Origin of the sequence: Saccharothrix tamanrassetensis (assembly GCF_014203665.1) — a bacterium.
GTDB classification, from domain to species: domain Bacteria; phylum Actinomycetota; class Actinomycetes; order Mycobacteriales; family Pseudonocardiaceae; genus Actinosynnema; species Actinosynnema tamanrassetense.
This window is the reverse complement of record NZ_JACHJN010000007.1, coordinates 287405-313123: the sequence shown is the minus strand read 5'-3', so window position 1 is coordinate 313123 and position 25719 is coordinate 287405. Positions and strand designations below refer to the sequence as shown.

Genomic DNA, 25719 nt, shown 5'->3' with positions numbered 1-25719 from the left:
TACGAGCCGCTGTGGAGCAATTCGGCGGCTACACGCAACCCGACAGGTCTTGGACGGCCCTGCTCGCGGCCACCGACCCGGCCATCGACCTGGCGCGGTCGGCGCACCGCGAGGCGGCGCACCGCTGGCTCAACGCGTGGGGGTGCCGCATCCGCTACCCCAGGCCCGGTGAGCCGCAGGTGTTCGACCGGGGTCTGGCCGAGTGGTGGGAACGGTGGCACGTCGCCCTGCCGCAGCCCGTGACGCGGATCGGCGAGCTGACCGACGAGGAGATCGAGCAGCTGGGCGGGTGCTTCGCCGAACTCGCCGCGACGCCGGCCGCGGCCCGCCGCTCGCTCGGTCCGACGGCCGCGTCGAAGCTGCTGTTCGCGTTGCGCCCCAACAGTCTCATGCCGTGGGACGACCTGATCGCACAGGCCCTGCACGGCGCCCGCGACCGCGCGGCGTACGTGGCGCACCTGCGGCTCGGTCGGGGTTGGGCGTTGGACCTGCTCGCCGAGGCGGGAACGGGCGAAACGGATTTGGTGGCGCGGTTGGGACGACCCGGCAGGTCGCTGGCGAAGCTTCTCGACGAGTTCTGCTACCTGGTGCACACCCGTAATTGGTCGGTCACCGTCGGCTAGTGGGTAATTGGCCGGCTACCGAGTGGGCACGGCCGTTCGGCGGTGTCCGGTAGCGCGCCGAGGTGCCCGGACACCACCCCATAAGGCTTCGTTATGAGTCAGCGCGGTGCGGGTCGAATGAACCGTTGACTTTGCCCCGGTCGCGCTTACGATCTGCGTACCCAGGATGACGGGAGACCGGGGTGTGCAGTTTGTCGGGTGGGGGCACAACAAAGCGCCACATATTGTCCGCTTTACCCGGACGGGATGCGGATCACACTTTCAGCAGTAGTTCAGGGGTATTCGCTCCGGTATACCGGCTGCGCACGGGCGGACCGGCATGAAGGTCGGGGTGGTCGGCGGCGGGCTCGCCGGCGCGCTGCTGGCGTGGCGGCTGAGCGAGGCGTCCGACCGCGTGCGGGTGGAGGTCGTCGTCGGCCGCCGCACCAGGCCGGACGCCTCCGCGGTGTCCGGCGGTCTGGTGCGCGGCTTCGAACTGGACCCTGGAGCTGGTCGGGTGGCGGCGGAGAGCCTCGCGGAGTTGCGCGGGGACGACCGGTTGCGCGAGTGGAGCGGCTACCGGGAGATCGGCTCCTTATACGTGGTGCCCAGGGGCGTGGACCCGGCCGGGTCGGTGCGGGTCGTCGACGAGAGGCTGCCAGGGTCACCGGCCGTCGTGGACGCGGGGGAGTTGCGCCGGCGGTTCGGGTTCCGGGACCTGGCGGACGACGCGGTGGGCGTCGTGGAGCGGCACGCGGGTTACCTCTCGCCCGCCAAGCTGCGTGACAGTGCTCTGGCACGGGCTGCCGACCAAGGGGTGGACGTGGTCGCGGCCGATGCCGTCGATGTCCGGGACGGGCCCGCCCTGCGCACGTCGGACGGGGTGGAGCGGCGCTATGACGCGCTCGTCGTGGCGGCCGGGGCGTGGACGCCCGGCCTGGTCGACCACGGCGGGACGCTGCGCACCAAGCAGATCCAGTACGGCGTCTACCGCGTTCCGCTGTCCGGTCTGGGCGCGTTCGTGGACGACGACACCGGCCTCTACGGCAGGCCGTGGGGTGACGGCACGTTCCTGCTCGGCCTGGGTTGCGACCGGTGGGACGTCCGGCCCGAGGCGGTGGAGCCGGACCTGGCGCTGGCCGACCGGGTGGCGGCCGGCGTGCGCCGCCGGTTCGGGGTCGCCGTGGGCGCCGCGCCGCCGGAGAAGGTGGTGGCCTCGTTCGACTGCTACCGCTCGCCGGCCGGGCTGCGCCTGCTCCCGGTCGACGGGCGACCCGGCCTCTTCACGTTCACCGGCGGCAGCGGCGGCGCGGCGAAAACCGCCGTCGTGGTCAGCCGGCGCGCGGCGGGTGAGCTCTTGACGACCCTCTGACGAATCGGCACCGGGAATCCCGGCCGGAGGTCGCGGCACGCCTCCGGCCGGGTTTCGGGCTGCCCGCAGAACGGGCCTCGACGGGTCGATAGGGTTCCTTTATCGAGTCGATTCGAGGCCAGTCGAGGACACCTTGTCGAGCGCTGTCGGGTCACCTACCGTTCCACCGGCAAGCCGAAATCGGCTTTATCGACTTCCCGCCGCGGGAATTCTTTCCCGGCGTCGGCGGACCGAATTCCTCCCTACCGAGGCGCGCGATCGGTCCGCTCGCGTGGTGCCGCCGTCGCGGCGCCACCCCCCTTCAAGGGTTTGGAGAATGCGTTGGACCACCGGGATGTAGAGCTGCTGGCGATCGGCGCGGGGCCGGCGAACCTGGCCTTGGCCGTGGCGTTGGAGGAACTCGCCCCCGACCTCGCCGCCCGCTCCCTCATCGTCGAGCAGCACGAGGACGTCGCCTGGCAGCGGGGGATGCTGCTGCCCTGGTCGCAGAGCCAGGTGTCGTTCCTCAAGGACCTCGTGACCCTGCGCAACCCGCGCAGCCAGTTCTCCTTCGTCAACTACCTGCACTCGATCGGCAGGCTGGACGAGTTCATCAACCTCGGCACCTTCACGCCGTACCGGCTGGAGATCTCCGACTACCTGGCGTGGGTCGCCCGGTCGCTGTCGGCGGTCCGGCTGGAGCACGGCCGCCGGGTGGTCGGCGTCGAACCCGGTGACGTGGTCGCGGGCCAGGTCACCGGCTGGCTGGTGCGCTTCGCCGACGGCGGCACGGTCCGCTGCCGGGACCTGGTGGTCGGTGCCGGCCGGGACGCCTACGTGCCGGCGCAGTTCGCCACGCTGCCGCGCGAGCGGGTCGTGCACAGCACCGAGTACCTGGACCGGGTCGGCGAGTTCGACCCGCGGGGTGCGCACCGGATGGTGGTCGTCGGCGGCGCGCAGAGCGCGGCGGAGATGCTCTGGTCGACGCACCAGGGCTTCCCCAACGCCCAGGTGACCATGGTGATGCGGTCGATCGGCCTGAACGGCTACGAGAGCAGCAAGTTCACCAACGAGCTGTTCTACCCGTCCTTCGTGGACACCTTCAACGCGGCGCAACCCGCCGCGCGGGAGCAGCTGCTGGGGGAGATGCACCGGACCAACTACTCCGGCCTCGCCCCGTCCATGCTGGAGAACCTCTACCGCACGATGTACCTGGAGAGGCTGACCGGGACCGAGCGGCTGCACATGATCACCATGGCGGAGATCGCGGACGCCCGCCTGGAGGCCGACGAGGTCGTGCTGACCCTGCTCGACCGCAAGTCCGGCCGGACCGACGAGCTGCGCTGCGACGTGGTCATGCTCGGCACCGGCTTCGTCAAGCGGATGCCCGCGCTGACCCGGTCGCTGGCCGCCGCCGTGGGGGTGGACGACTTCACCGTCACCCGCAACTACCGGATGACGCTGCCCGACTCGATCACCGCCAGGGTCTACCTCCAGGGCGTCAACGAGTCCACGCACGGCATCGCCGACTCGCTGATCAGCGTGCTCGCCATCCGCGCCGGGGAGATCGTCGGGGACCTGCTGGCCGACCGGCAGCTGTCCACCGCGGACAGCCGGCCGCGCTCCGACGCCGAGCTGCTCGCCAGCGTCCCCCACCCCGCCTGAGCCACCCACCACACGGAGGAACCGACACCATGATGGAGATCCGCAAGCTCGACCGCGAGAACCTCAAGCAGGACAACGGCCTGGTCGCGCAGCGGCTGATGCCGTGGTCGCTGGTGAACGCGCCGTTCGAGGGCTCCTGGTGCGTGGTGCGGCCCGGCGCCGAGTCCGGCGCGCACGGCCACCACGAGTACGAGATCTGGGTCGCCATGTCCGGCGAGTCCCACATCATCACCGAGGACGGCGAGACGCCGTTCGTGGCGGGCGACGTCGTGCACTTCACGCCGCACGAGCGCCACCAGGTGGTCAACCGGGGCGACGCGGACTTCGAGTTCTACGCGATCTGGTGGGACGCCGACATGACGGAGAAGTTCTCCGCCCGCCACGAGGAGTCCGTGTGACCGGCCGCTCCCGCCCGGCGATCGTCATCGCCGCGACGCCGACCTCGAACGGCGACCTGCACGTGGGCCACATGGCGGGGCCGTACCTGTCCGGCGACGTGTACGCCCGCTACCTGCGCGCCAACGGCCGCCAGGTGATCTACACGACCTGCACCGACGACAGCCAGAGCTACGTGGTGTCCACCGCGCACCGCCGGGAGACCACGCCCGAGGAGCTGGTGGAGACCTCCACCGCGAAGATCGAGCGGTCGCTGGCCGCCATGGGCACGCTGATGGCGGGCCTGCCCCCGATCGACGACCGCTACCGCCGCACGGTGCTCGACTACGTGGCCGACCTGCACGCCGCCGGCCGGTTCCGGTTGCGCACGGTCCGCCTGCCGTACGCCAAGAACGCGGGCCGGTTCCTCTACGACGGCCTGGTCACCGGCACGTGCCCGGTGTGCATGGCGGGCAGTTGCGGTGGTGCGTGCGAGACCTGCGGGCACCCCAACAACTTCGACGAGCTGGTCGACCCGAAGTACACGATGGACCCCTCCGACCCGGTGGTGTACCGGGAGCAGACCATCCTGGTGCTGCCGATGGAGGAGTACCGCGAGCGGCTGACGAGCTACTACGCCTCGCGCACGCCGCGCTGGCGTCCGCACGCCAAGCAGCTGATCGGCGAACTGCTCGCGCGTCCGCTGCCGGACGTGCCGGTCACCTTCCCCGGCACGTGGGGCATCCCGGCGCCGTTCGCCGAGACGCCCGACCAGATCCTGTACCCGTGGATCGAGGCGATGCCCGCGTCCATCTACAGCACCTGGTGGACCGCCCAGCAGCTCGGTCACGCCGCCGGCGACACCGACCACCTGTGGCGCGCCGAGTCCGACGCCGAACTGGTCTACTTCCACGGCTTCGACAACGTCTACCACTGGGGCCTGGTGGACCTGGTGATGCTGCTCGCCCACGGCGACCGCTACATCACCCCGGAGAGCAACGTCTGCAACGAGTTCTACGACCTGGACGGCGAGAAGTTCTCCACCAGCCGCAACCACCTGATCTGGAGCGCGGACCTGCTCGCCGAGGTGCCGCGCGACCTGGTGCGGTTCTACCTGGCGCTGACCGCGCCGGAGTACCAGCGCACCAACTTCAGCCGCGACTCGCTGCACGCCGTCACCACCCGGCGGCTGATCGAGCCGTGGAACGCCCTCGCCGACGCCGTCACCCTGGCGCTGGTCGGCGTGGACGCCCCCGCCGAGCCGCGCACCACGGAGGTCGGCAGGCGGCGCTCGGCGGCGATGCTGGACCGCTTCCGGCTCTGCTACGAGCTGCCCAACTACAGCCTGGGCCGGGCGGCGGAGACCGTCATCACGCAGCTGGGCCGGCTGCGCACGCTGGCCGACGCGGTCGACGGCAAGCGCAACGGCCACTCCCCGGTCGCGCCCGGCGACCTGCTGCTGGAAGCCCGCACCCTGCTCGCGTGCGCCGCGCCGATCCTGGTCGACGTCGCGGACGGGCTGCTCGCCGAGGGCGTGGACCTCGACCTCGGTTCGGCGCAGGCCGAGTCCGTGCCGGTGTTCCGGTTCCCCCGGCTGCCCGCGACCACCGCGCCGACCGGGCTCTCGCCCGCGCTCGACGGCGCACGTTAGGAGGCACCCGCCGTGAAGCTGCTGACTGTGGAAACCCGCCAGTACCTCCAGTACTACCACTCGCGCTACGAGCAGGTGGAAGCGCTGGGCGTGGAGCTGTACGTCCTCAACGGCGAGGGCACCGAGGACTTCTGGCCCGCCGACCGCTACCGCCTGGTGGGCAGCAAGAAGATCGACGACATGATCGCCACGGCGAAGCAGTGGCACGCCACCGAGGACTTCGCCGGTGTCATCACCTTCTCCGAGGCCGCGGTGGTGGCCGTCGCCGCGATCGCCGAAGCGCTGGGCCTGCCCGGCATCGGCGTGGAGGCGGCGCTCAACAGCCGCAACAAGCTGCTGATGCGCCAGTCGCACGAGAAGGCGGGCGCGCCGATCCCCGGCTTCCGCTACGTCACCGAGCTGGAGCAGGCGCAGCAGGCGGCGCGCGAGTTCGGCTTCCCGGTGGTCGTCAAGCCGACGCTGGGCGCGGGCAGCCACTTCGTCTTCAAGTGCGACGACGAGACCGAGCTGGTCGAGCACTACACCCAGGCCGCGGCCGGCATCCGGGAGCTGTTCTGGGCCAACTCGGAGGCCGAGGACATCGACCTCGGGCCGAACGGCCTGCTGGTCGAGTCGTTCCTGGACGGCAAGGAGTACCTCATGGAGGCCGTCTCCTGGGACGGCGAGGTCTACCTCGGCTCGGTGGTCGACCGGATCACCGCCGAGGGCGGCACGTTCGACGACGACGTGCACCACGCGCCGACGTCGATGAGCCCGGAGGACCTGGCCGCCGTGCACGAGGTGGTCAAGGCGGGTGCGCTCGCGCAGGGCCTGGACCGCAGCGCGATGCACGCGGAAGTCCGCTTCCACCAGGGCAGGCCGTACCTGCTGGAGATCGCGGCACGGGTCGGCGGCGGCGGTCTGGACATGATCGCCCGGTTGACCGCCGAGCACGACCCGATCGCGGCCGTGGTCGACATCGCGGCCGGCCGCCGGCCGGACGTGCGGCACTTCCGGCCGACCGGCACGCACACCACCTCGATGTGCCTGATCTCCGACGCCGGCGTGGTCGACCACGTGGACGTGCCGGCCGAGGTCGGCGAGTCCGACCGGGTGTTCCTGCTCAAGATCACCGCACGACCCGGCGACGTGGTCAAGCGCCCGCCGGACGGCAACACGATCGTCGGCTTCCTCGGCACCACCGGGAAGTCCGAGCAGGACGCGCTCGCGCTGCTCGACGAGTACGCGTCCAAGATCCGGGTCTCCTTCCGCTAGCCCGGTCCCGGCACCCGGCGCCGCGCCACCCGCGGCGCCGGGTGCACCACCACCGACCGCTCGAACGCGGCGGCGGCACCCGGTGCTGCCCGCCCGAAACGCTTGGAGAGCCAGGAAAGTGATCAACTACGACGGCAAGAGGTTCCGGCCGGTCGCGGACGGCGCGCCCGAGGAGAGCCGGGTCGCGGTCTACCACCAGGACGGCGACCTGCTGTGGGGCGAGTTCCTGGGCGGCCGGGCCCGCCGGGGCGCGCTCACCGGCACCGCCGCGCCGGACGGCTCGCTGGACTTCGCCTACTGCATGGTGCTGGACGACGGCGAAGTGATCTCCGGCCACTGCCGCAGCACGCCGAACGTGCTCGACGACGGCCGCATCCGGCTCGACGAGGTGTGGGAGCGGTTCGGCTCGCACTCGTCGAGCGGCGTGTCCGTGATCGAGGAAATCCCCGCCCCGCAGGCCAGCTGACCCACGAGGACGCACAAAACCATGACATCCGCCAGCACCGTCGCCGCGCCCGCCGAAGCCGAGCCCCGCAAGGGCGGCGTGGTCACCTGGGCGTGCGCGCCCGGCTTCCCGCCCGCGGTGATCTTCCCGTTCACCCCGGCCGAGCGCATGGGCACCCGCAACATCCTGGAGTTCCAGGCGCTGATGTACCGGACGCTGTACTACTTCGGCAGCGACGGCACGCCGAACGTCGACTACACCCAGAGCATCGGCGAGCCGCCGGAGTGGAGCGAGGACGGGCTCACCGTCACCGTCACGGTCAAGCCGTGGAAGTGGTCCAGCGGCGAGACGATCTCCGCCGACAACGTGCTGTTCTGGGTCAACCTGATGAAGGTCAAGGGCGCGCGGTACGGCGAGTACGTGCCGGGCTACTTCCCGGACAACCTGACCTCGTACGGCAAGCTGGCCGAGGACAAGGTGTTCTTCACCTTCGACAAGGTCTACTCGAAGCACTGGGTGCTGCACAACCAGCTCAGCACCATCACCCCGCTGCCGAAGTCGTGGGACCGCACCGAGGACGGCCCGGCGAACGCATCCGGTGACCCGGCGGACGTGGAAGCGGTCTACGAGTACCTGATGGCGCAGCAGGGCGACATCGTGGACGAGGGCAACGAGCACCGCACGCGGTGGGCCGACAGCCCGATCTGGAGCGTCGTCAGCGGTCCCTGGCGGCTCAAGAGCTACACGCTCGAAGGCGTCGTCACGTTCGTGCCCAACGAGCACTACTCCGGGCCGAACAAGCCGCACCTGGACGAGTTCCGCCAGGTGCCGACGTTCTCCGACGAGGAGCAGTACCGGATGCTCCAGGCCGGGCCGGACGCCGAGAACGGCATCCAGGTCGGCTACCTGCCGCTGAGCTTCGCCACCGAGCCGGCCGTCGACCCGGTGGTGGGCGGCCCGAACCCGTTGGCGGACAAGTACACCATGTACCCGCAGACGGCGTTCTGCATCCGGTACATCTCGCTGAACTACAACAACCCGACCGTGGTCGGGAAGATGTTCGCGCAGACCTACCTCCGGCAGGCGTTGCAGAGCTGCCTGGACCAGGACACCGCCGTGCGGGACATCTACCAGGGCTACGCCTACCGGCAGAACGGCCCGGTCCCGATGTACCCGAAGACCGACTACGTCTCGCCGCGCCAGCGCGAGGGCGCGTGGCCGCTGCCGTTCGATCCGAAGCACGCCAAGGAGTTGTTGGAGGCCAACGGCTGGGACACCAGCCGGACCCCGGCGGTGTGCGTGCGCCCCGGCACCGGTCCGGGCGAGGCGGGCGAGGGCATCCCGGTCGGCACCGAGCTGACGATCCTGATGCGGTACGTCGAAGGCCGCCCGGCGTTGACCCGGCTGATGCACGGCTTCCGGGACGCCGCCGCCGAAGCGGGCATCGAACTGCGCCTCCAGGAGGTCTACGGCTCGGTCCTGGTGGCCGAGGACGCCCCGTGCAAGGCGACCGAGGAAACCCCGTGCCTGTGGGAGATGTGCTGCTGGAACGGCGGCTGGGCCTACCACCACCCGACCGGCGAGATCCTGTTCTCCACCGGCGCGGGCGGCAACTTCGGCTTCTACACCGATCCCAAGGCCGACGAGCTGATCAACCGCACGGTCACCAGTGACGACCTGGACGTGCTCTACGAGTACCAGGACTACATCGCCGAGCAGGTCCCGGTGATCTTCACGCCGAACTTCCCGATCCGGCTGTTCGAGGTGTCGAACGAGCTGCGCGGCTTCGGTCCGGTCAACCCGTACGGGATGATCAACCCGGAGAACTGGTACTACGCGCAGGACGAGGACCGATGATCCTCGCCGCCGCGCCGCCGAGCCCCCTCGGCGCGCACCAGCTGCTGGTGTTCCTGGTGCAACTGGCCGTCCTGCTCGGTGCGGCGTTCGCGCTGGGCAGGCTCGCGACGAGGGTCCGGATGCCCGCCGTGGTCGGCGAACTCGCCGCCGGCGTGGTGCTCGGCCCGTCGCTGCTCGGCCCGTTGTGGCCCGCGCTGTCCCGGTGGCTGTTCCCGACCGACGTCACGCAGATCCACCTGCTGGACGCGGTGGGGCAGCTCGGTGTGCTGCTGCTGGTCGGGTTCACCGGGATGCACCTGGACGTCGGCCTGGCCCGACGCCGGGGCGGCGCGGCGGCGTGGGTGAGCGCGGGTGGGCTGCTGATCCCGTTGGGCCTGGGGTTCGCGGCCGGCTTCGCGTTGCCCGCCGTGATGATCGGGGAGAACGCGGACCGCCCGGTCTTCGCGCTGTTCCTCGGTGTCGCGGTGTGCGTGAGCGCGATCCCCGTCATCGCCAAGGTGTTGCTGGAGATGAACCTGCTGCACCGCGACATCGGCCAGCTGGTGGTCACCGCCGCCGCCGTGGACGACGTGGTCGGCTGGTCGCTGCTGGCCGTCGTCTCCGGCATGGCGGGCGCGGGTTTCACGCTCGGGCACGTGGCGCTGTCGGTCGGTTCGCTGCTGGTCGTCGGCGTGGTCGCGCTGGTGCTCGGCAGACCGGTCGTGAAGGGCGCGCTGACCTTCGCGAACCGGTCGGGCGAACCGGGCGTGGCGGTCGCGGTCGTGGTGCTGCTGACCCTGGTGTTCGCGGCCGGTACGCACGCGCTGGAACTGGAGCCCATCCTGGGCGCGTTCGTGTGCGGCCTGCTGCTCAGCGCGTCCGGCCTGCTGGACCGGGAGAAGCTGACCCCGCTGCGGACGTTCGTGATGGTGGTGCTGGCCCCGGTCTTCTTCGCCACCGCCGGACTCCGCATGGACCTCACCGCGCTGCGCCACCCGGCGGTGCTCGGCGCGGCGGCGCTGGTCCTGGTGCTGGCGGTGGTCGGCAAGTTCGTCGGTGCCTACCTGGGCGCGCGGCTCGGCGGCCTGGGCCACTGGGAAGGGCTGGCGCTCGGCGCCGGGCTCAACGCGCGCGGCGTCATCGGGGTCATCGTCGCGATGGTCGGGCTGCGCCTGGGTGTGCTGACGACCGAGACGTACACGATCGTCGTGCTGGTCGCGGTGGTCACGTCGCTGATGGCCCCGCCGACCCTCCGGTACGCCGTCCGGCGCATCGCGGTCACCGACGAAGAACGAGAGCGCGAGAAGGCGTTCAGCGGCTGATCCGCTCGTCCTGCAACGAAACCCCCTGTCGACGGAGAAATGAGGCACCGCGTGATGACCGGCCCCGAGGACACCCGCCCGTTGCTGCTGGTGGTCGCCACCGGTATGCGGACCTACCGCGAGTACCTGTTGCGCTCGATCAGCGCCGAGTACCGCGTCCACCTGTTCCTGAACGCGGAACCCGAGTGGGAGAAGGAGTACGCCGCCGGCTGGACCGTGCTGCCGAACACCATGGACGGCCCGGCGATGGCCGCCGCGGCGACGGAACTGGCCCGACGCGAGGAGATCGCGGGCGTGCTGTGCTGGGACGAGGCGCGCATCCACGCCGCCGCGTTCGTCGCGCAGGCCGTCGGTGCGCGCAACGGCGACCCGGAGGTGGTGTGGCGGTTGCGCGACAAGGGGCGGACGCGGGCCGCACTGGACGTCGCGGGCGTGGCGCAGCCCCGCTCCATCCCGGTGAAGACGGTGGACGACGCGGTGGCCGCCGCCGAGGTGGTCGGCTACCCGGCGATCCTCAAGCCGCGCGGGCTGGGCGCGAGCCTCGGCGTCGTCAAGGTGGCCGACGAGGCGCAGCTGCGGGCGAACTTCGGGTTCACGCAGAAGGCCGAGGGGCCGGAGCCGGTGGTGTTCGACACCGACCAGCCGATCCTGGTGGAGGAGTTCGTCTCCGGCGAGGAGATCAGCGTCGACTCGGTGGTCCGCGACGGTGAGGTGACGCCGCTGTTCATCGGCCGCAAGGTGGTCGGCTACCCGCCGTACGCCGAGGAGGTCGGGCACTTCGTCGACGCCGCCGACCCGCTGCTCGCGGACCCGGCGCTGCTGAAGGCGCTGCAGCGCACGCACGAGGCCCTGGGCTTCACCGACGGCATCACGCACTCGGAGTTCATGCTCACCGCGTCCGGCCCGAAGGTCATCGAGGTCAACGGCCGCCTGGGTGGCGACATGATCCCGTTCCTCGGCTCGCTGGCGACCGGCATCGACCCCGGTCTGGCCGCCGCCGCCGCGGCGACCGGCCGGCCGGCGGACCTCACGCCGACCCGCGGTCAAGTCGCCGGTATTCGGTTCTTCTATGTGGCGGAGGAGGACACGACGATCGGATCGCTCGGTTTCGCGGAGAATGCGTTGCCCGAAGGCATCGAGCGGGTCGTCGTGGTGGCCAAGCCCGGCGCGGTGGTCTCGCCGCCGCCCAAGGGCACGGTCTGGGGCCGCATCGCGTTCGCCGTCGCCACCGGCGACTCCCGCGAGCAGGTCGCCGACCGGCTGGCCGCGGCGGAAGCCGCGTTCGAAGTCAAGCCCGCCTGAACCCCCGCAAACCCCCCGAGAGATGTGAAGTGATGGCAACGCAGAACAAGTCAACAGGCATCTGGACCACGTTCGTCGAGTCGCCGATGGCGGTGAAGGCGGTCCTGGGCGGCGTCTTCGTCAACAAGATCGGCGGCTTCCTCAACATCTTCCTGGTGCTGTTCCTGACCGCGAAGGGCTACTCCGCGGGCCAGGCGGCCACCGCGCTCGGCGTCTACGGCGTCGGCAGCGTCATCGGCGTGCTGGTCGGCGGCGCGCTCGCGGACCGGCTCGGCGCGCGCAACTCCACGGTGCTGAGCATGGCCGGCTCGGCGGGTCTCATCGCCGCGCTGCTCTACCTGCCCAGCTACCCGCTGCTGATCGTGGCGACCGCCCTGGTGGGCGCGGTGGGGCAGGTCTACCGGCCGGCGTCGGCGACGCTGCTCTCCGAGCTGACCGACGACGACCGCCAGGTGATGATCTTCGCGATGTACCGGTTCGGCCTGAACCTGGGCACGACCGCCGCGCCGCTGATCGGGTTCGCCCTCTACCAGTGGGGCGGGGACAGCTACCACCTGCTGTTCTGGGGCGAGGCGCTGGTCGCGCTGGCCTACGCGGTGCTGGCGCACCTGGCGTTGCCGTCCAAGGCGGAGGAGAAGCGCATCCGCGCCGGCGGTGACGACGAGGCCGCCCCGGCCTCGACCGGCAGCTACGCGGACGTGTTCCGCGACCGCCGCTACCTGGCGTTCCTGTTCGTGGTGTTCATCAACGGCGTGGTCTACGTGCAGTACCTGTCCACGCTCCCGCTGGACGTGCAGAAGGCCGGGGTGCCGATCTTCTGGTACACCTTCGCGGTCGCGTTGAACGGCGCCGTGGTGATCCTGTTCGAGCTCGTGGTCACCAAGAAGACGCAGAACATGCCGGCCAAGGTCGTCGTGGCCACGTGTTTCGTGCTGCTCGGTCTGGGCGTCGCCGCGTACGGCCTGCCGCTGGGCCCGGCCGTGATCATCACCGGCACGCTGCTCTGGACGCTGGCGGAGATCATCGGCGGTCCCGTGGTGTTCTCCTACCCCGGCGTGGTCGCCCCCGCTCACCTCAGGGGTCGCTACATCGGCAGCTTCCAGTTCGTGTACGGCCTGGGCGCGGCGGCCGGCCCGATCGTCGGCGGGTTCCTGTTCCTCCAGCTGGGCCACGCGGTGTGGCCGGTGCTGGGCGCGCTGTCCTTCGTGGCGGCGGCGGTCGGGTTCGTGGCGACGAAGGACACGAAGAAGGAAACCCCGGCGGCGGAACCGGTGGAGGAGCCGGTCACGCAGGGCTGATCCGGGCGCGGGCCGTCACCGCGAGGGTGACGGCCCGACGCCGGTGTGTTGCCGGCCGCCGCCGGGGCGCAGATAGTGATCGTCGTGAGCCTTGCCGATCTGTACCGAGACCTGCACCAGCACCCCGAACTCGGGTTCGCCGAGACCCGGACGGCCGCGATCGCCGCGCGGGAACTGCGTGCCGCCGGGTTCGACACCACCGAGGGGGTCGGCCGAACCGGCGTCGTGGGTGTGCTGCGCAACGGTGACGGACCCGCCGTGATGCTGCGCGCCGACATGGACGCGCTGCCGATGGCCGAGCGCACCGGCCTGCCGTACGCCAGCACGACCGTTGTCGACCGGGACGGGGAAGCCGTGCCGGTCGCGCACGCGTGCGGGCACGACGTGCACGTGACGTGCCTGGTCGGTGCGGTGCGCGAACTGGCGGCCACGCGCGAGGCGTGGCGCGGGACGGTCATCGCCGTGTTCCAGCCCGCCGAGGAGGCCGGCGGCGGCGCGCAGGGAATGGTCGACGACGGGCTGTTCGACCGGTTCGACAAGCCCGACGTGGTGCTGGGCCAGCACGTCGCGCCGATCCCCGCCGGGTTCGTGGGGCTGCGCCCCGGTGCGGCGTTCGCGGCGTCGGACACCTTGCGCGTGACGCTGTACGGCGAGGGCGGCCACGGGGCGCGGCCGGAGGCGTCGGTGGACCCGGTGGTGATGGCGGCGGCGACCGTGCTGCGGTTGCAGACCATCGTGTCGCGGGAGATCGCGGCCGGTGAGACGGCCGTGCTCACGGTCGGCGCGATCCGGGCCGGCACGGTGGCCAACATCATCCCGGACGAGGCCGAGCTGCTGCTCAGCGTCCGCAGCTACAGCCCGGTGGTGCGGGAGCGGGTGTTGACGGCCGTGGAGCGGATCGTGCGGGCCGAGGCGGCGGCGTCAGGCGCGCCCCGTGAGCCGGAGATCGTCGCGGTGTCGCGCTACCCGGCGGTCGTCAACGATCCCGACGCGGTCGAGCGCGTCCGTGCCGGGCTGGCCGGTGTGGTGACCGGTCAGCGCGTGGTCGACCCCGGCCCGGTCACCGGCAGCGAGGACGTGGGCGTGTTCGCCACGGCGGCGGGCGTGCCGCTGGTGTACTGGCTGCTCGGCGGCGCGGACCCGGCGGCGTTCGCCGACGCGACGACCATGGACGAGCTGCGCGCGGTGGTCGGCGGCCTGCCCGCCAACCACTCGCCGCTGTTCGCGCCGGTCATCAGCCCGACCCTGGAGGTCGGCGTGGCGGCGCTGGTCGCCGGGGCCCGCGCCTGGCTCACGTGACACGCGCGCCCCGACCGCTGCTCGGACGACCTCTTCGGGCATCGAGTTGACCTTCACCCTGGGGGAAGCCGCACGGTGGACTCCGCCGGGCCGGCACGGTCCGGCCGAGGAGGGGGTGGGGTAGTGGAGCTGGTCACCATCGGGGAGTTCGCGCGGGCCGCCCGCCTGTCACCGAAGGCGCTCCGGCTCTACGACGAGCTCGGGCTGCTCACACCGGCCCGGGTAGACCCGCTGTCGGGCTACCGGCTGTACTCGCCGGACCAGCTCGACCAGGCCCGCCTGGTGGCGTGGCTGCGCAGGCTCGGCATGCCGCTGGCCCGCATCCGGCACGTCTGCGAGCTCGACCCGCCGGACGCCGCCGCGGAGGTCCGCGCCTACTGGGCGCGGGTCGAAGCGGACACGGCCGCCCGCCGGAACCTGGCCACCTTCCTCGTGGAACAGCTCTCCGGGAAGGACACCACCATGACCGTGGCACTGCGCTACGCGTTGCGCACCGACCGAGGACTCGTCCGCGAGTCGAACCAGGACCGCGGCTACGCCGGCGAACGGCTGCTCGCGGTAGCCGACGGGTTCGGCGCGCGCGGCGCACCGGCCAGCTCGACGGCCATCGAGACCCTCGCCCGGCTGGACACCGCCATCCCGGCGGGCGAACTGCTCAACACCCTGGCGGACGCCGTGCACCGGGCCGGGGCGGCGGTCGGCGACCTGCTGTCGGCCGACCCCGCCCCCGAGTGCAGCGGGACCACGCTGACCGCGCTGGTGCTGTCCGGGTCGCGCCTGGGCCTGGTGCACGTCGGCGACGCGCGGGTGTACCTGCGGCGCGGCGACGAGCTGTTCCGCATCACGCACGACCACACGGTGGTGCAGTCGCTGATCGCCGAGGGCAGGCTCACCGAGGAGGAGGCGGCGAGCCACCCGCAGCGGTCGCTGCTGGTGCGCGCGCTGCACGGCAAGGAGGTCGAGCCGGACCTGTCCCTGCACGACGCCCTGCCGGGCGACCGGTACCTGCTGTGCTCGGACGGCCTGCACACCGTCGTGCCCGAGCCCGACCTGCGGGACGTGCTGTGCACGGTGCCCGACCCGGAGGAGGCGACGCGGCGGCTGGTGGAGCTGGCGAACGAGAACGGCGGTCCGGACAACGTGGTCTGCGTGGTCGCGGACGTCGTGCCCGCGGACGTGGGGCGGGCTGCGGTCGTGCCTGCCGGGTAGGTAGCGCGTCGAAGGCCCGCCGCGTTCGGCGGCGGGCCGGCCCGCTCGGGTGCGCGGCGACCGCTTTCGATGCCCGCCCGCGGATCCGCACCACCGCCGGTCATCCGCGAGTGCGGGTGGACAACACGCCGGCGAACAGCACGAGGCCGAAGGCGAGGGCGGTCACCACCATGAAGGAGACCGTGAGGTTGGTGGCCTGCGCGATCCCGCCGATGAGGGAAGGCGCGACCAGGCCCGAGGTGTAGGTGATCGTGGCGACGCCCGCGATGGCGCGGCTCGCGTTGGCTTCCTGGTGACCGGCGGCGGCGAACGCCAGCGGCACGACGACCGCGATCCCCAGGCCCAGCAACCCGAACCCGCCGATGGCGACCAGCGGGTGCGGTGCGACGACCACGAGCAGGCCGCCGAGGGCGGCGACCAGGCCGCCCGCGCGCACGGTCCGCACCGCGCCGAACCGGTTCACCACGGCGTCGCCCGCGAGCCGGGCCACCACCATGGTCAGGGCGAAACCCGTGGTGGACGCGGCGGCGACGCCGGCCGACGTGTCCAGCACGTCCCGCAGGTACACCGCCGACCAGTCCAGGCTCGCGCCCTCGGCGAACACCGCGCAGAACCCGATGGCGCCGATCAGCAGCGCCGACCGGGGCGGCAGCGCGAACCTCGGCGGCGGCTCCTCGTCCTGTTCGGGACGCAGGTCCGGCACGCTCCGGCACACCACCAGCCCGGCGGCGGTGAGGACGGCCGCGGCGACCGCGTGGTGGAGCCGGGCGCTGACGTCCAGGTGGGCGGCGAGGGTGCCGGCGGCGGAGCCGACCAGCGCGCCGACGCTCCACATGCCGTGCAGCCCGGACATGATCGACCGGCCGAGCCCGCGTTCGACCTCGACGCCGAGCGCGTTCATGGTCACGTCCGACATGCCCGCCGAGGCGCCGAACGCGAACAGGGCCACGCACAGCGCCGGCAGGTTCGGTGCGAGCGAGGGCAGGGTCAGCGCGAGCGTCCACAGGGCGAGCAGCACCCGCAACGCGGTGCGGGTGCCGAGCCGGTGGCCGATCCGCGCGGCGAACGGCATGGCCAGTGCGGAGCCGATCGCCGGGAACGCCAGGGCGAGCCCGAGCTGGCCCGCGCCGATCGAGGTGTGGTCCTGGAGCCACGGCACCCGCGTCGCGAACGACCCCAGCACCGCGCCGTGCACGCCGAAGACGGCGGCCACCGCGAACCGCGCGGTCCGCAGACCGCCGGCGATGGCTGTGTCGCCCACGTTCCCCACCTCTTCCCCTCGTTGTAGGATTCGGAAATTATCAGGAAGGCTTCCTGAATGAAAGAGAGGGCCGGGTCATGCCCGCATCACCGAGCGCCGCCCGGGCGATCAACGACCGGGAGGCCCTGCTCCTGCTGCGCGACGGCCCGCTGACCGCAGGCCAGCTGACCCGGCTGACCGGGCTGTCCCGCCCCACCATCGCCGAACTGGTGAAACGCCTGGGCGACGCCGGCCTGGTCACCGTCGTGGGCGAGGCCGACGTCCGCCGCCGAGGACCCAACGCGCAGCTCTACGGCATCGTCCGGGACCGCGCCCACGTGGCCGCGCTGGACATCCGCACGCACAGCGTCGCGGTCGTCGTGGCCGACCTGCTGGGCACCGTGCTGGCCGAAGCCGCCACCCCGGTCGACCGGGACACTCCGGCGTCCGCCGTCGACCGCACCGTCGACCTCGTCACGGACGCCGCACGCCGGGCGGGAGCCCAGGCCCTGCACTCGGTGGGCATCGGCGTGCCGGGCCTGGTGGACCCGGCCACCGGCGAACTGCGCCGCACACCGGGACTGCCGCAGTGGCACGGCGGCGTCATGTCCGCCCTCCGCGACCTCCCCGGCCGTCTCGTCGTGGAGAACGAGACCAGCGTCGCGGCCCTGGCCGAACACCGCGCGGGCAACGCCGGCGACCGCGACACCTTCGCCCTGCTCTGGCTGGGCCACGGCACCGGCGCGGCCCTCGTCCTCGACGGCACCCTGCACCGGGGCGCGTCCGGGGGCGCCGGCGAACTCGGCTTCCTGCCCGTGCCGGGCGTACCGGGCCCCGTCCCGGGCAACGGCTTCCACACCCTCGCGTCGTCCGCGGCCATCACCGCTCTGGCCGCCGAGCACGGCCTCACCGCCACCGCCGCGCCTCACGAGCCATCGGCCGCCGCCGTCGTCCGCGAGGCCGTTGCCGTCGGTGCGGAACGCTTCCTGGACGCCCTCGCCGATCGGGTCGCCATCGGCGCCGCCTCGATCACCTCGGTGCTCGACCCCGGCTGCGTGGTGCTCGGCGGCGAGATCGGCCGAGCCGGCGGCGACCCGCTGGCCGCCCGGGTCGCCGACCGCCTGGCCGCGTGGTCCCCGATACCCACCACCGTGCGCCCCAGTGCCCTCGGTGGTTCGGCGGTCCTGCGCGGTGCCCTGCTGACGGCGTGCGAGGCGGCCCAGGACGACCTGTTCAGCCACTGCGCGCGCGCCTGATCAGCCGTTCAGGGGTTCGCAGGGCAGTGATCGCCGCAAACGGGGCGTCGGGCGTTGACGGGCACAACCACCGTTGCCGCATATGGTCCGCCCGGTCACCTATACCTGCCGGCACTGCGGGGAAGCCCTCGGGACCAGCTCGCAGGCACCGTCCGTCCGGCTTCTGACCCGAGGGAACACCCGGGGTTCCCGGCGGCGGTCAGCGTCGCGGAGGCGGAAGGCCCGCGCACACTAGCCGCTCATGTGCACAGTCCACTGATCGGAATCTCGTCCACAGTGGACACCGTCGCCATGCCGGCGGACGACCGAGGGCGGCGGAACAGCGCGGAAGCGGAGGGCGGGCGACGGTGTGCGCTCAGCGCACCGTGGTCCGGTCGGCTTCCAGGTCCGCCGGCCGGGTCGTGCTGTCGTCGGCCAGGAAGCCGCCGGACTGGTGGTGCCAGAGGCGGGCGTAGGCGCCTCGGGACCGGAGCAGTTCGTCGTGGGTACCCTGCTCCAGGATCCGGCCTTCGTCCAGCACCACCAGGCGGTCCATGCGGACCACCGTGCTCAGGCGGTGGGCCACCACCAGCGCCGTGCGGTCCTCCATGAGCTGCCAGAGGGCGTCCTGGATGAGGACTTCGTTCTCCGAGTCCAGGGCGCTGGTCGCCTCGTCCAGCAGGAGGATCGGCGCGTCGCGCAGGATGGCCCGAGCGAGGGCCACGCGTTGGCGTTGGCCGCCGGACAGTTTGACGCCTCGTTCGCCCACCAGGGTGTCGAAGCCCTGCGGCAGGGCTTGGGCGAATTCGGTCACGTGGGCGGCTTCGGCGGCGCGGCGGATGTCGGCGTCGGTGGCTCCCGGTCGGGCGAAGGCGATGTTGTCGCGCAGCGAGCGGTGGAACATGGCGGGTTCCTGGGGGACGTAGGCGATCAGGCTGCGCAGGTCCGCCTGGCGCAGGGTGGCGATGTCCTGACCTCCCACCAGGATCCGGCCGCCGTCGACGTCCATCAGGCGCAGCAGCAGTCGGGTCAGCGTGCTCTTCCCGCCGCCGGACCGACCCACCAGGCCGATCTTGCTGCCGCTGGGGATGTTCAGGTCCAGCCCCTCGAACAAGGGGCGCCCCGCGCTGTGCGCGAACGTGACGCGGTCGAAGTGGACGGCGGCGTCCTCGGGCCGCAACGGTTCCGGCGCCGGCGGGTCCACCACGGTCGGTGGGGTGAGCAGGAGTTCGGTGAACTGGGCCGCCTCGGTGAGGGCGCTCTCCATCCGCCGGTAGATCTGGTTGAACTCGAACATGATCCTGGTCGCGCTGGAGAAGTAGGCGAAGGTCACCATGATCGCTTCGACGCCCAGCCCGCCGCCGCCCAGGCCGACCGCGATCAGCAGGCCCAGCGCGTTGGTGAGAACCGACATCGGCGCGACCACGGTGTCGATCCGCAGGTTCCCGTAGTCCCACGACCGCAGCGTCAGCGTCCGCTGTTCGGCGACCCGGACCCGGTGCTCCGCGGCCTCCCGGTCCTCGGCGGCGAACGCCCGGACCGTCTCCATGTTCGTCAGGGTGTCGGCGACGTGCCCGGCCACCCGGGCGATGGCGGCCTCCCGCTGGTCCACCAGCGCCTGGCGACGGCGGATCAGCGGTGCGATGACGAAGCCGGTGAACGCGATGAGGCCGAGCAGCACCACGACCAGCATCGGGTCGTAGCGCCACAGGACCACGCAGGCGAACGCCAGCGGCACGAGGTTCGCGACGATCGAGAACGCCAGTGTGTCGACGAACTCCTCGAACCGCGTCGCGAAGCTGATCACCCGCTTGGTCAGCGAACCCGCGAAGTTGTCGTGGAAGAACGCCGCGTCCTTGCCCAGCAGTTCCCCCATGCCGGCCACGGCCAGCTTCTCGATGCCCCGTCCGTCGGTGCGGTTGAGGCAGTGCACGCCGACCCGCCACAGGACCTCGGCGAGCAGCAGCAGGCCGGCGAAGCCGAGCACGTACGGCAGCACGGTCGCGAGGTCGCTGTCCGCGCCTCCCGCGAGCCGGCCCACCAGGGCGGCGACCACCAGCGGTGCCAGGTACAGCAGGCAGATGTTGCCCAACGCGGGCAGCAGGAGCGCGGGAACGGAGTTGCGGCGCTGCCGGCGCAGCTCGCGACCGTAGTAGCGCAGGGCCAGCACCACCGCCGTCCGGCGGGTGGGCGAATCGGGGTTCGTCGTGCCGGGAGTTCCGGGCACAGCCATCCTCTCCAGGACCATTGCCGGCGCTTACCCGGCCATGCTGCCGCAGGGGGCACGTCCTGGGCGATCGAATAACCACTGCTGTCCACTGTGGACGGAAGTCGGGCGGTGCCCGGCGGTCGCGGCGACGCCCGACTTCCGTCTGCGGGTGCGGTCGGGTGTCGCCTCAGCCGACCGGCCACGCCCGGCTACTCGGCGCGCAGCGCGGTGGCGGTGCGGGTGCCGGCAGCCCAGCCGGCGGGCAGCAGCGCCCCGAGGACCGCGATGGCCACGCCGCCGAGGACCAGCAGCGCCAGTTCCACCGGGCCGTAGACGCCGAACGCCGCGGCGGGCAGGCCGGTGCCCGCGCTCTCGCCCATCGCGGGCAGGACCGCCTGGTGCAGGACCACCCCGGCGGGCACGCCGACCGCGCCGCCGATCAGCCCGGTCACCACCACCGAGGCGACGACCATCGCGATGACCTGCCGCGGCGTCGTGCCCAGCGCCTTGTGGACGCCCAGGTCGCGGACGCGGTCACGGGTGTCCAGCACGACCGCGTTGAACACCCCGAGACCGGCGACGGCGACCAGCATCAGGGTGAGGAACGCGATCAGCGCGCCCATCAGCAGCAGCGTGTCGCCGACGCCGCCGTCCTGGTTGGGGTCGGCGACCACACCGAGTGGCCGCAGCGCGTTGTTCAAGCCCTCCAGGTACGTCGTCACGTCGGTGCCCGGCTCGACCGCGATGTGGTAGCTCGTGGCGGGTGCCTCGGGGAACGTCGCCGCGTCGACCAGGACCCGCATCCCGTCGTTGCGGGTGTCGAACACCTCGCCGACGATCCGCACGGTGACCGCCTGGCCGCGGTCCTCCAGCGTCACGTCGTCCCCGACCCGCGTGCCGGTGGCGTTCAGGAACGGCGACGGCACCACGGCCTCGCCCGGCGTGCGGAACCACGTCCCGGAGATCAGCTGGTAGCGGCTCGAACCCAGGTCGCCGCCGAACCCGAGGACGTCGGCCGAAGCGGTCACCCCGGCGACCGCCACCGGTGTCCGGGCGATGCTGTAGAACGCCTTGGTCCCGGCCTGGGCGTCGATCGCCGCGGTGACCGCGGCCCGGTCCGTGGCGGGCGTCAACTGGGGCCTCGGACCCTCGGGGGACATCGGCGCGTTGCGCAGGCCTCCGCTGAACGAGCCGATGACGACGTCGGAGAGGTCGGTCTGCCGCGCGTCCTGCACCACGGCGAGCGAGGACACCAGGCCGATCGCGAGCGTGACCGCCGTCGTGCCGAACGCCACCGCAACGAGCAGCGCCGCCGCCCGCGCCGGCCGGGCGAACGGACGGGCCAGACCGAGCCCGACCGGCCGGGGCAGCGGAAGCCGTGCGGTCAGCCGGGTCGCCCACCGGCCGCGGCCGGTGGGCGCGGCGCGGCCGACGGCGATCGCGTCGACCGTGCGCAGCCGCCCGGCCCGCGCCGCGCTCGCCCACGCCGTCACCGCCACCACGCCCAGCGCCCCGGCGGCCACCGCCGCGACCACCCGGACCGCCACGCTCAACGTCGCGGTGCCGTACACCTGTTCGGTCTCCGCGAGCATCGGGATGGCGAGCAAGTTGCCCGCGACCACCCCCAGTGCGGTGCCGACGGCCGCCGGGATCAGCGCCTGGGCCACGTAGGCGCGCACCACCTGGGACGGGGTGAAGCCGAGGGCTTTGAGGATGCCGATCCGCCGTGTCCCGGACCCGACCGCACCCGCCACCACGTTGCCGACGACCAGCACCGACATGACCACGCCCAACAGCCCGAACGCCACCAGGAAGGGCACGAACACCGCGGTCTCCCGCACCGCTTCCCGCTTGACCGCCAACCACGACCGGGCGCCGTCCACGCCACCCTCCGGCACGGTGGCCGCCACGGCGGCGCCGGCGGCGTCGACCTGGTCGGCGGTGTCCGCCGAAGCCAGGCGGTACAGCACCTGGTAGCCGGCGGGCGCGGTGATCGTGGCCGGCGACACCCAGCCGTCCGCCGTCCGGCTCACCGACCGCGCCACGCCGACCACGGTCAACGTCGGGCCGCCGGGCAGGTCGGGGAACGCGATCCGACTGCCCATCAGCCGTTCGGGCATCGGGGTGTCGGCGGACAGCACCAGTTCACCGGGGCCCGCCCAACGGCCCTCGGACAGCGTGACCGCGTCGACCGGCCCGCCCGGATCGGCCCGACCGACCAGCGTCATCGGCTTGCGCTGCCCCCTCTGGGCGTGCGGCGTGGCCGACACCGTCGGGAACGGGCCGGACGTGGCGGTGACACCGGGGACGTTCGCCGTGAGCTGCCCGGTGGTCGTCTTGTCGGCGGAGAACCGGACCGTCAGGTGCGAGCCGCGCTGCTCGGCGAACGCCTTGTCGAACGGCGCGTTGGACACGTCCAGCAGCGTCGCGCCGAGCACGGACGCGGTCACCGCCATCAGGGTGGACAGCCCGATCACGACGGCCTGCACCCGGCGTCGCCCGACGCCCGAGCGCACGACCTCGCCCAGCGCGCTCAACGGTTCTCCTCGGTGACGTGCCCGTCGACGATCCGGATAGTGCGGTTCGTGCACGACCGGGCCAGCGCCAGGTCGTGGGTGACGACGACGACGGTCTGGCCGTCGGCGTTCAGCTCGGCGAGCAGCTTGCTGACGTCCTCTCCCGACGTGGTGTCCAGGGCGCCGGTCGGCTCGTCGGCCAGCAGCAGGGCGGGGCGGTTCACCAGCGCCCTGGCGACGGCGACGCGCTGCCGTTCGCCACCGGACAGCCGGCCGGGGTAGGCGTCGGCGTGCCGGGCGACGCCGAGCGACGCCAGCAGCTCCGCCGTCCGCCGCCGCGCCTCGGCGCGCGCCGTGCCGGCCAGCAGCGCGGGCAGCGCCACGTTGTCGGCCACGGTCAGGTCGTCCAGCAGGTTGAAGAACTGGAAGACCATGCCGATCCGGGTCCGCCGGTACTTCGCCGAGGCGGCCTCGCCGAGCCCGTCGACCCGCACCCCGTCCACGGTGACCGTCCCGGCGTCCGGCCGGTCCAGGCCCGCGATCAGGTTGAGCAGCGTGGACTTGCCGCTGCCGGACGGTCCGAGGATCGCCACCGCCTCGCCCGGCCGGACGGTCAGCGACGCCTCGTGCAGTGCCGGCGGTCCGCCGTCGTACCTGCGGCTCACGTCGCGCAGTTCGATCACCGGCGTGGTCATCTGGTGCTCCCTGGAGTCGTCCGGATGGTGCCGGGAGGACGCTAGGAGCGCGGGGGACCGGGTCGCGTCGGTCGGGCGGGCCATTTCCGGTACCGCGTCGGGATGACGGCGGCCGGTGTCATCCCTGCGATGTAGTCGAGCGGTGTAGGTGGATGCGCCCACGGTGCCGATGTCCGGCCTACGGCCCGCCGGTGACAATGAGCCCGTGATGAACGCGCTGGTGGAACGGGTGCGCTCCGGCGTCGCGTGGCTGACCCGCCCGTCCGGCCCACCGCCACCCCGCCCGACCCGGCGCAACCTGGCCTTCGACGTGGTGCTGGCGGTGGTGCTGGGCGTCGTGGCGATCCAGTTCGCGGTCTCCGGCGTGGACGTCCCGGCACCGCGCGCCGGGTTGGTGCCGCTCGTCCCAGGCTTTCCGCGCCTTCCCGACGGCGCGCTCCTGCCCGACAAGGTGCTCCTTCCCGAGGGGAACCCGTCGACCCCCGCGACGACGTTCGGTGCGGTGTTGCTCGCGATCGCGGCCTCCGCGGCGCTGGCGTTCCGCCGCCGGTACCCGCTGGCCGTGCTGTGGGCCATGGTGCCCGCGACCCTGCTGGCACCGCACGACTCGCCCAGGCTGACGTTCTACGCGTGCGTGATCGCCGTCTACAGCGCTGCCGCGTACAGCCCGTACCGACTGCCGACGGCGGTGGGCGTGGTGGCGGCCGTGCTGTCGGTGGGCAGGTTCAGCGACTCGCCGTTGGCCGTCGTCCCGAACGACTACATCCCGCTGATGCTGATGGTCCCGATCGCGGTGGCGGCCAACGGCCTGCGCACGTGGAAGATCCGCACCGACGAGCGCACCGCGCGGGTGTCCGCGCTGGAACGCGAGCAGGCCGAGGCGTTGCGCCGGGCGGTCGAGGACGAGCGGGCGCGGATCGCCCGCGAACTGCACGACGTGATGACGCACAACGTGAGCGTGATGGTGATCCAGGCGGGTGCGGCGCGCAAGGTCATGGCCGCCGATCCCGGCCAGGCGCAGGAGGCGCTGCTCGCGGTGGAGGCGGGCGGCCGGGCGGCGATGTCCGAGCTGCGGCACGTGATGGGCCTGCTGGCGGCGGACGGCGACCACGCCGACCTCACCCCGCAGCCCGGCCTGGGGCAGCTGGAGGGCCTGGTCGCCGGGGTGCGGGACACCGGCGTCCCGGTGGAGCTGTCGGTGCGGGGCACGCCCCGCCCGCTGCCGTCCGGGGTGCAGCTCGCCGCCTACCGGGTGGTGCAGGAGGCGTTGACCAACACCGTGAAGCACGCCGCCGGTGCGACCGCCGAGGTCGTGGTCGAGTACGGTCCCGACAGCCTCCGGGTGGAGGTCGCCGACACCGGGGGCGCGTCGAGCCCGTCCGCCGTCGGCAACGGGCGCGGACTGATCGGCCTGCGTGAACGCCTCGGCGTGTACCGCGGAACTCTGCGCACCGGGCCACGCGCCGCGGGCGGTTACCGTGTCGTCGCAGAAATCCCCTTGGAGGCTTCGTGACCGGCTCGCCGCGCGTGGTGATCGCGGACGACCAACTGCTGGTGCGCACCGGCTTCCGGATGATCCTCACCGCCGACGGCATCGACGTGGTGGCCGAGGCGACCAACGGGGCCGAGGCGGTGGAGGCGGTCCGCCGGACGAAGCCGGACGTGGTGCTGATGGACGTCCGGATGCCGGAGCTGGACGGCCTGGAAGCCACCCGCCGGATCCTGCGCGGCGCGGCCGACGAGCCCCGGGTGGTCATCCTGACCACGTTCGACCTGGACCACTACGTGTACGCGGCGCTGTCGGCGGGCGCCAGCGGCTTCCTGCTCAAGGACGTGACCCCGGAACACCTGGTGGCGTCCATCCGCATGGTCCGCGCCGGGGACGCGCTGCTGGCCCCCGCGATCACCCGCCGGCTGGTCGAGCGCTTCGCCCAGCGCGACATCGCGAGCACGGTGCACCGCGACCTGGCCGCGTTGACGCCGCGCGAGCTGGAAGTGCTGCGGCTGCTCGCCCAGGGCCTGAGCAACGCCGAACTCGCCGCCCGCCTCCACCTGTCCGAGGCGACCGTCAAGACCCACGTCGCCCGCATCCTCGCGAAACTCGACCTGCGGGACCGCGTGCAGGCCGTGATCGCCGCCTACGAGACCGGTCTGGTCACGCCCAGCGGCGACGTCCCGGCGTAGAAGAGGTTTCCGCCCGCCGCTCCGGCATCCG

20 protein-coding genes are annotated in these 25719 nt (G+C 72.4%); 16 read left to right on the top strand and 4 right to left on the bottom strand.

Annotated elements, in window-relative coordinates; all coding sequences use genetic code 11:
• Positions 1-11: 11 nt before the first annotated feature.
• The 13 genes from FHS29_RS23425 (at position 12) to FHS29_RS23365 (ending at position 15609) form a co-directional block, all read left to right on the top strand.
• On the top strand, positions 12-623 hold the full coding sequence (locus tag FHS29_RS23425) for a hypothetical protein (protein ID WP_221456492.1): 612 nt from the start codon (positions 12-14) through the stop codon (positions 621-623).
• Positions 624-942: 319 nt separating this feature from the next.
• Entirely contained in the window at positions 943-1974 is a 1032-nt protein-coding gene (locus FHS29_RS23420) for an FAD-dependent oxidoreductase (RefSeq protein WP_184693840.1), read from the top strand.
• 321 nt (positions 1975-2295) lie between these two features.
• Positions 2296-3618, top strand: a complete 1323-nt coding sequence (locus FHS29_RS23415) for a lysine N(6)-hydroxylase/L-ornithine N(5)-oxygenase family protein (RefSeq protein WP_184693838.1) — start codon at positions 2296-2298, stop codon at positions 3616-3618.
• A 29-nt stretch (positions 3619-3647) separates the two neighbouring features.
• The gene (locus FHS29_RS23410) at positions 3648-4016 is read left to right on the top strand and encodes a cupin domain-containing protein (RefSeq protein WP_221456491.1); all 369 of its coding nucleotides are present in this window, start codon (positions 3648-3650) and stop codon (positions 4014-4016) included.
• Positions 4013-5644: a class I tRNA ligase family protein gene (locus tag FHS29_RS23405; protein WP_184693836.1), complete on the top strand. Its 1632-nt coding sequence runs from the start codon at positions 4013-4015 to the stop codon at positions 5642-5644. The genes FHS29_RS23410 and FHS29_RS23405 overlap by 4 nt, the downstream gene beginning before the upstream one ends.
• Positions 5645-5656: 12 nt before the next feature.
• Entirely contained in the window at positions 5657-6898 is a 1242-nt protein-coding gene (locus FHS29_RS23400; protein WP_184693834.1) for an ATP-grasp domain-containing protein, read from the top strand.
• Positions 6899-7016: 118 nt separating this feature from the next.
• Positions 7017-7364 carry an avidin-fold protein gene (locus FHS29_RS23395; RefSeq protein WP_184693833.1) on the top strand — a complete coding sequence of 116 codons (348 nt, stop codon included), beginning with the start codon at positions 7017-7019 and terminating at the stop codon, positions 7362-7364.
• Between the two features lie 21 nt (positions 7365-7385).
• Entirely contained in the window at positions 7386-9200 is a 1815-nt protein-coding gene (locus tag FHS29_RS23390; protein WP_184693832.1) for an ABC transporter substrate-binding protein, read from the top strand.
• Positions 9197-10501, top strand: a complete 1305-nt coding sequence (locus FHS29_RS23385; protein WP_184693831.1) for a cation:proton antiporter — start codon at positions 9197-9199, stop codon at positions 10499-10501. The genes FHS29_RS23390 and FHS29_RS23385 overlap by 4 nt, the downstream gene beginning before the upstream one ends.
• Before the next feature lie 39 nt (positions 10502-10540).
• Positions 10541-11803 carry an ATP-grasp domain-containing protein gene (locus FHS29_RS23380; RefSeq protein WP_246440711.1) on the top strand — a complete coding sequence of 421 codons (1263 nt, stop codon included), beginning with the start codon at positions 10541-10543 and terminating at the stop codon, positions 11801-11803.
• A 32-nt stretch (positions 11804-11835) separates the two neighbouring features.
• Complete coding sequence (locus FHS29_RS23375) at positions 11836-13101, top strand: MFS transporter (RefSeq protein ID WP_184693830.1); 1266 nt, start codon at positions 11836-11838, stop codon at positions 13099-13101.
• Positions 13102-13185: 84 nt separating this feature from the next.
• A complete protein-coding gene (locus FHS29_RS23370) occupies positions 13186-14400 on the top strand; it encodes an amidohydrolase (protein WP_184693829.1) in 1215 nt (404 codons plus the stop codon).
• Between the two features lie 123 nt (positions 14401-14523).
• Positions 14524-15609: a MerR family transcriptional regulator gene (locus FHS29_RS23365; protein WP_184693828.1), complete on the top strand. Its 1086-nt coding sequence runs from the start codon at positions 14524-14526 to the stop codon at positions 15607-15609.
• A gap of 100 nt (positions 15610-15709) precedes the next feature.
• Here the strand turns inward: FHS29_RS23365 and FHS29_RS23360 are convergent, their stop codons facing one another.
• Positions 15710-16870, bottom strand: coding sequence for an MFS transporter (locus FHS29_RS23360; protein ID WP_184693827.1), 1161 nt, complete (start codon positions 16868-16870; stop codon positions 15710-15712).
• A 77-nt stretch (positions 16871-16947) separates the two neighbouring features.
• Between FHS29_RS23360 and FHS29_RS23355 the strand changes: the two genes are divergently transcribed.
• Entirely contained in the window at positions 16948-18105 is a 1158-nt protein-coding gene (locus tag FHS29_RS23355; protein ID WP_184693825.1) for an ROK family transcriptional regulator, read from the top strand.
• A gap of 355 nt (positions 18106-18460) precedes the next feature.
• Here FHS29_RS23355 and FHS29_RS23350 read toward each other — a convergent pair whose 3' ends face one another.
• From FHS29_RS23350 to FHS29_RS23340, 3 genes are all read right to left on the bottom strand, one after another.
• Complete coding sequence (locus tag FHS29_RS23350; protein ID WP_184693823.1) at positions 18461-20317, bottom strand: ABC transporter ATP-binding protein; 1857 nt, start codon at positions 20315-20317, stop codon at positions 18461-18463.
• A 185-nt stretch (positions 20318-20502) separates the two neighbouring features.
• Entirely contained in the window at positions 20503-22830 is a 2328-nt protein-coding gene (locus tag FHS29_RS23345) for an ABC transporter permease (protein WP_184693821.1), read from the bottom strand.
• Positions 22827-23504: an ABC transporter ATP-binding protein gene (locus tag FHS29_RS23340; protein WP_184693819.1), complete on the bottom strand. Its 678-nt coding sequence runs from the start codon at positions 23502-23504 to the stop codon at positions 22827-22829. Before FHS29_RS23340 ends, FHS29_RS23345 begins: the two co-directional genes overlap by 4 nt.
• A gap of 208 nt (positions 23505-23712) precedes the next feature.
• Here FHS29_RS23340 and FHS29_RS23335 point away from each other — a divergent pair, with 208 nt between their 5' ends.
• Positions 23713-25017 carry a sensor histidine kinase gene (locus tag FHS29_RS23335; RefSeq protein ID WP_246440709.1) on the top strand — a complete coding sequence of 435 codons (1305 nt, stop codon included), beginning with the start codon at positions 23713-23715 and terminating at the stop codon, positions 25015-25017.
• Positions 25014-25688 (top strand): response regulator, encoded by a 675-nt coding sequence (locus tag FHS29_RS23330; protein WP_184693815.1) that lies wholly within the window; start codon positions 25014-25016, stop codon positions 25686-25688. The genes FHS29_RS23335 and FHS29_RS23330 overlap by 4 nt, the downstream gene beginning before the upstream one ends.
• The last annotated feature ends 31 nt before the right edge of the window (positions 25689-25719 follow it).

What these genes read in the sequence shown, in the direction of transcription:
- FHS29_RS23420 (WP_184693840.1), top strand. Translation starts at nt 943, where the DNA reads ATGAAGGTCGGGGTGGTCGGCGGCGGGCTCGCCGGCGCGCTGCTGGCG.
- FHS29_RS23410 (WP_221456491.1), top strand. Translation starts at nt 3,648, where the DNA reads ATGATGGAGATCCGCAAGCTCGACCGCGAGAACCTCAAGCAGGACAAC.
- FHS29_RS23390 (WP_184693832.1), top strand. Translation starts at nt 7,386, where the DNA reads ATGACATCCGCCAGCACCGTCGCCGCGCCCGCCGAAGCCGAGCCCCGC.
- FHS29_RS23385 (WP_184693831.1), top strand. Translation starts at nt 9,197, where the DNA reads ATGATCCTCGCCGCCGCGCCGCCGAGCCCCCTCGGCGCGCACCAGCTG.
- FHS29_RS23380 (WP_246440711.1), top strand. Translation starts at nt 10,541, where the DNA reads ATGAGGCACCGCGTGATGACCGGCCCCGAGGACACCCGCCCGTTGCTG.
- FHS29_RS23375 (WP_184693830.1), top strand. Translation starts at nt 11,836, where the DNA reads ATGGCAACGCAGAACAAGTCAACAGGCATCTGGACCACGTTCGTCGAG.
- FHS29_RS23355 (WP_184693825.1), top strand. Translation starts at nt 16,948, where the DNA reads ATGCCCGCATCACCGAGCGCCGCCCGGGCGATCAACGACCGGGAGGCC.
- FHS29_RS23350 (WP_184693823.1), bottom strand. Translation starts at nt 20,317, where the DNA reads ATGGCTGTGCCCGGAACTCCCGGCACGACGAACCCCGATTCGCCCACC.
- FHS29_RS23340 (WP_184693819.1), bottom strand. Translation starts at nt 23,504, where the DNA reads ATGACCACGCCGGTGATCGAACTGCGCGACGTGAGCCGCAGGTACGAC.
- FHS29_RS23335 (WP_246440709.1), top strand. Translation starts at nt 23,713, where the DNA reads ATGAACGCGCTGGTGGAACGGGTGCGCTCCGGCGTCGCGTGGCTGACC.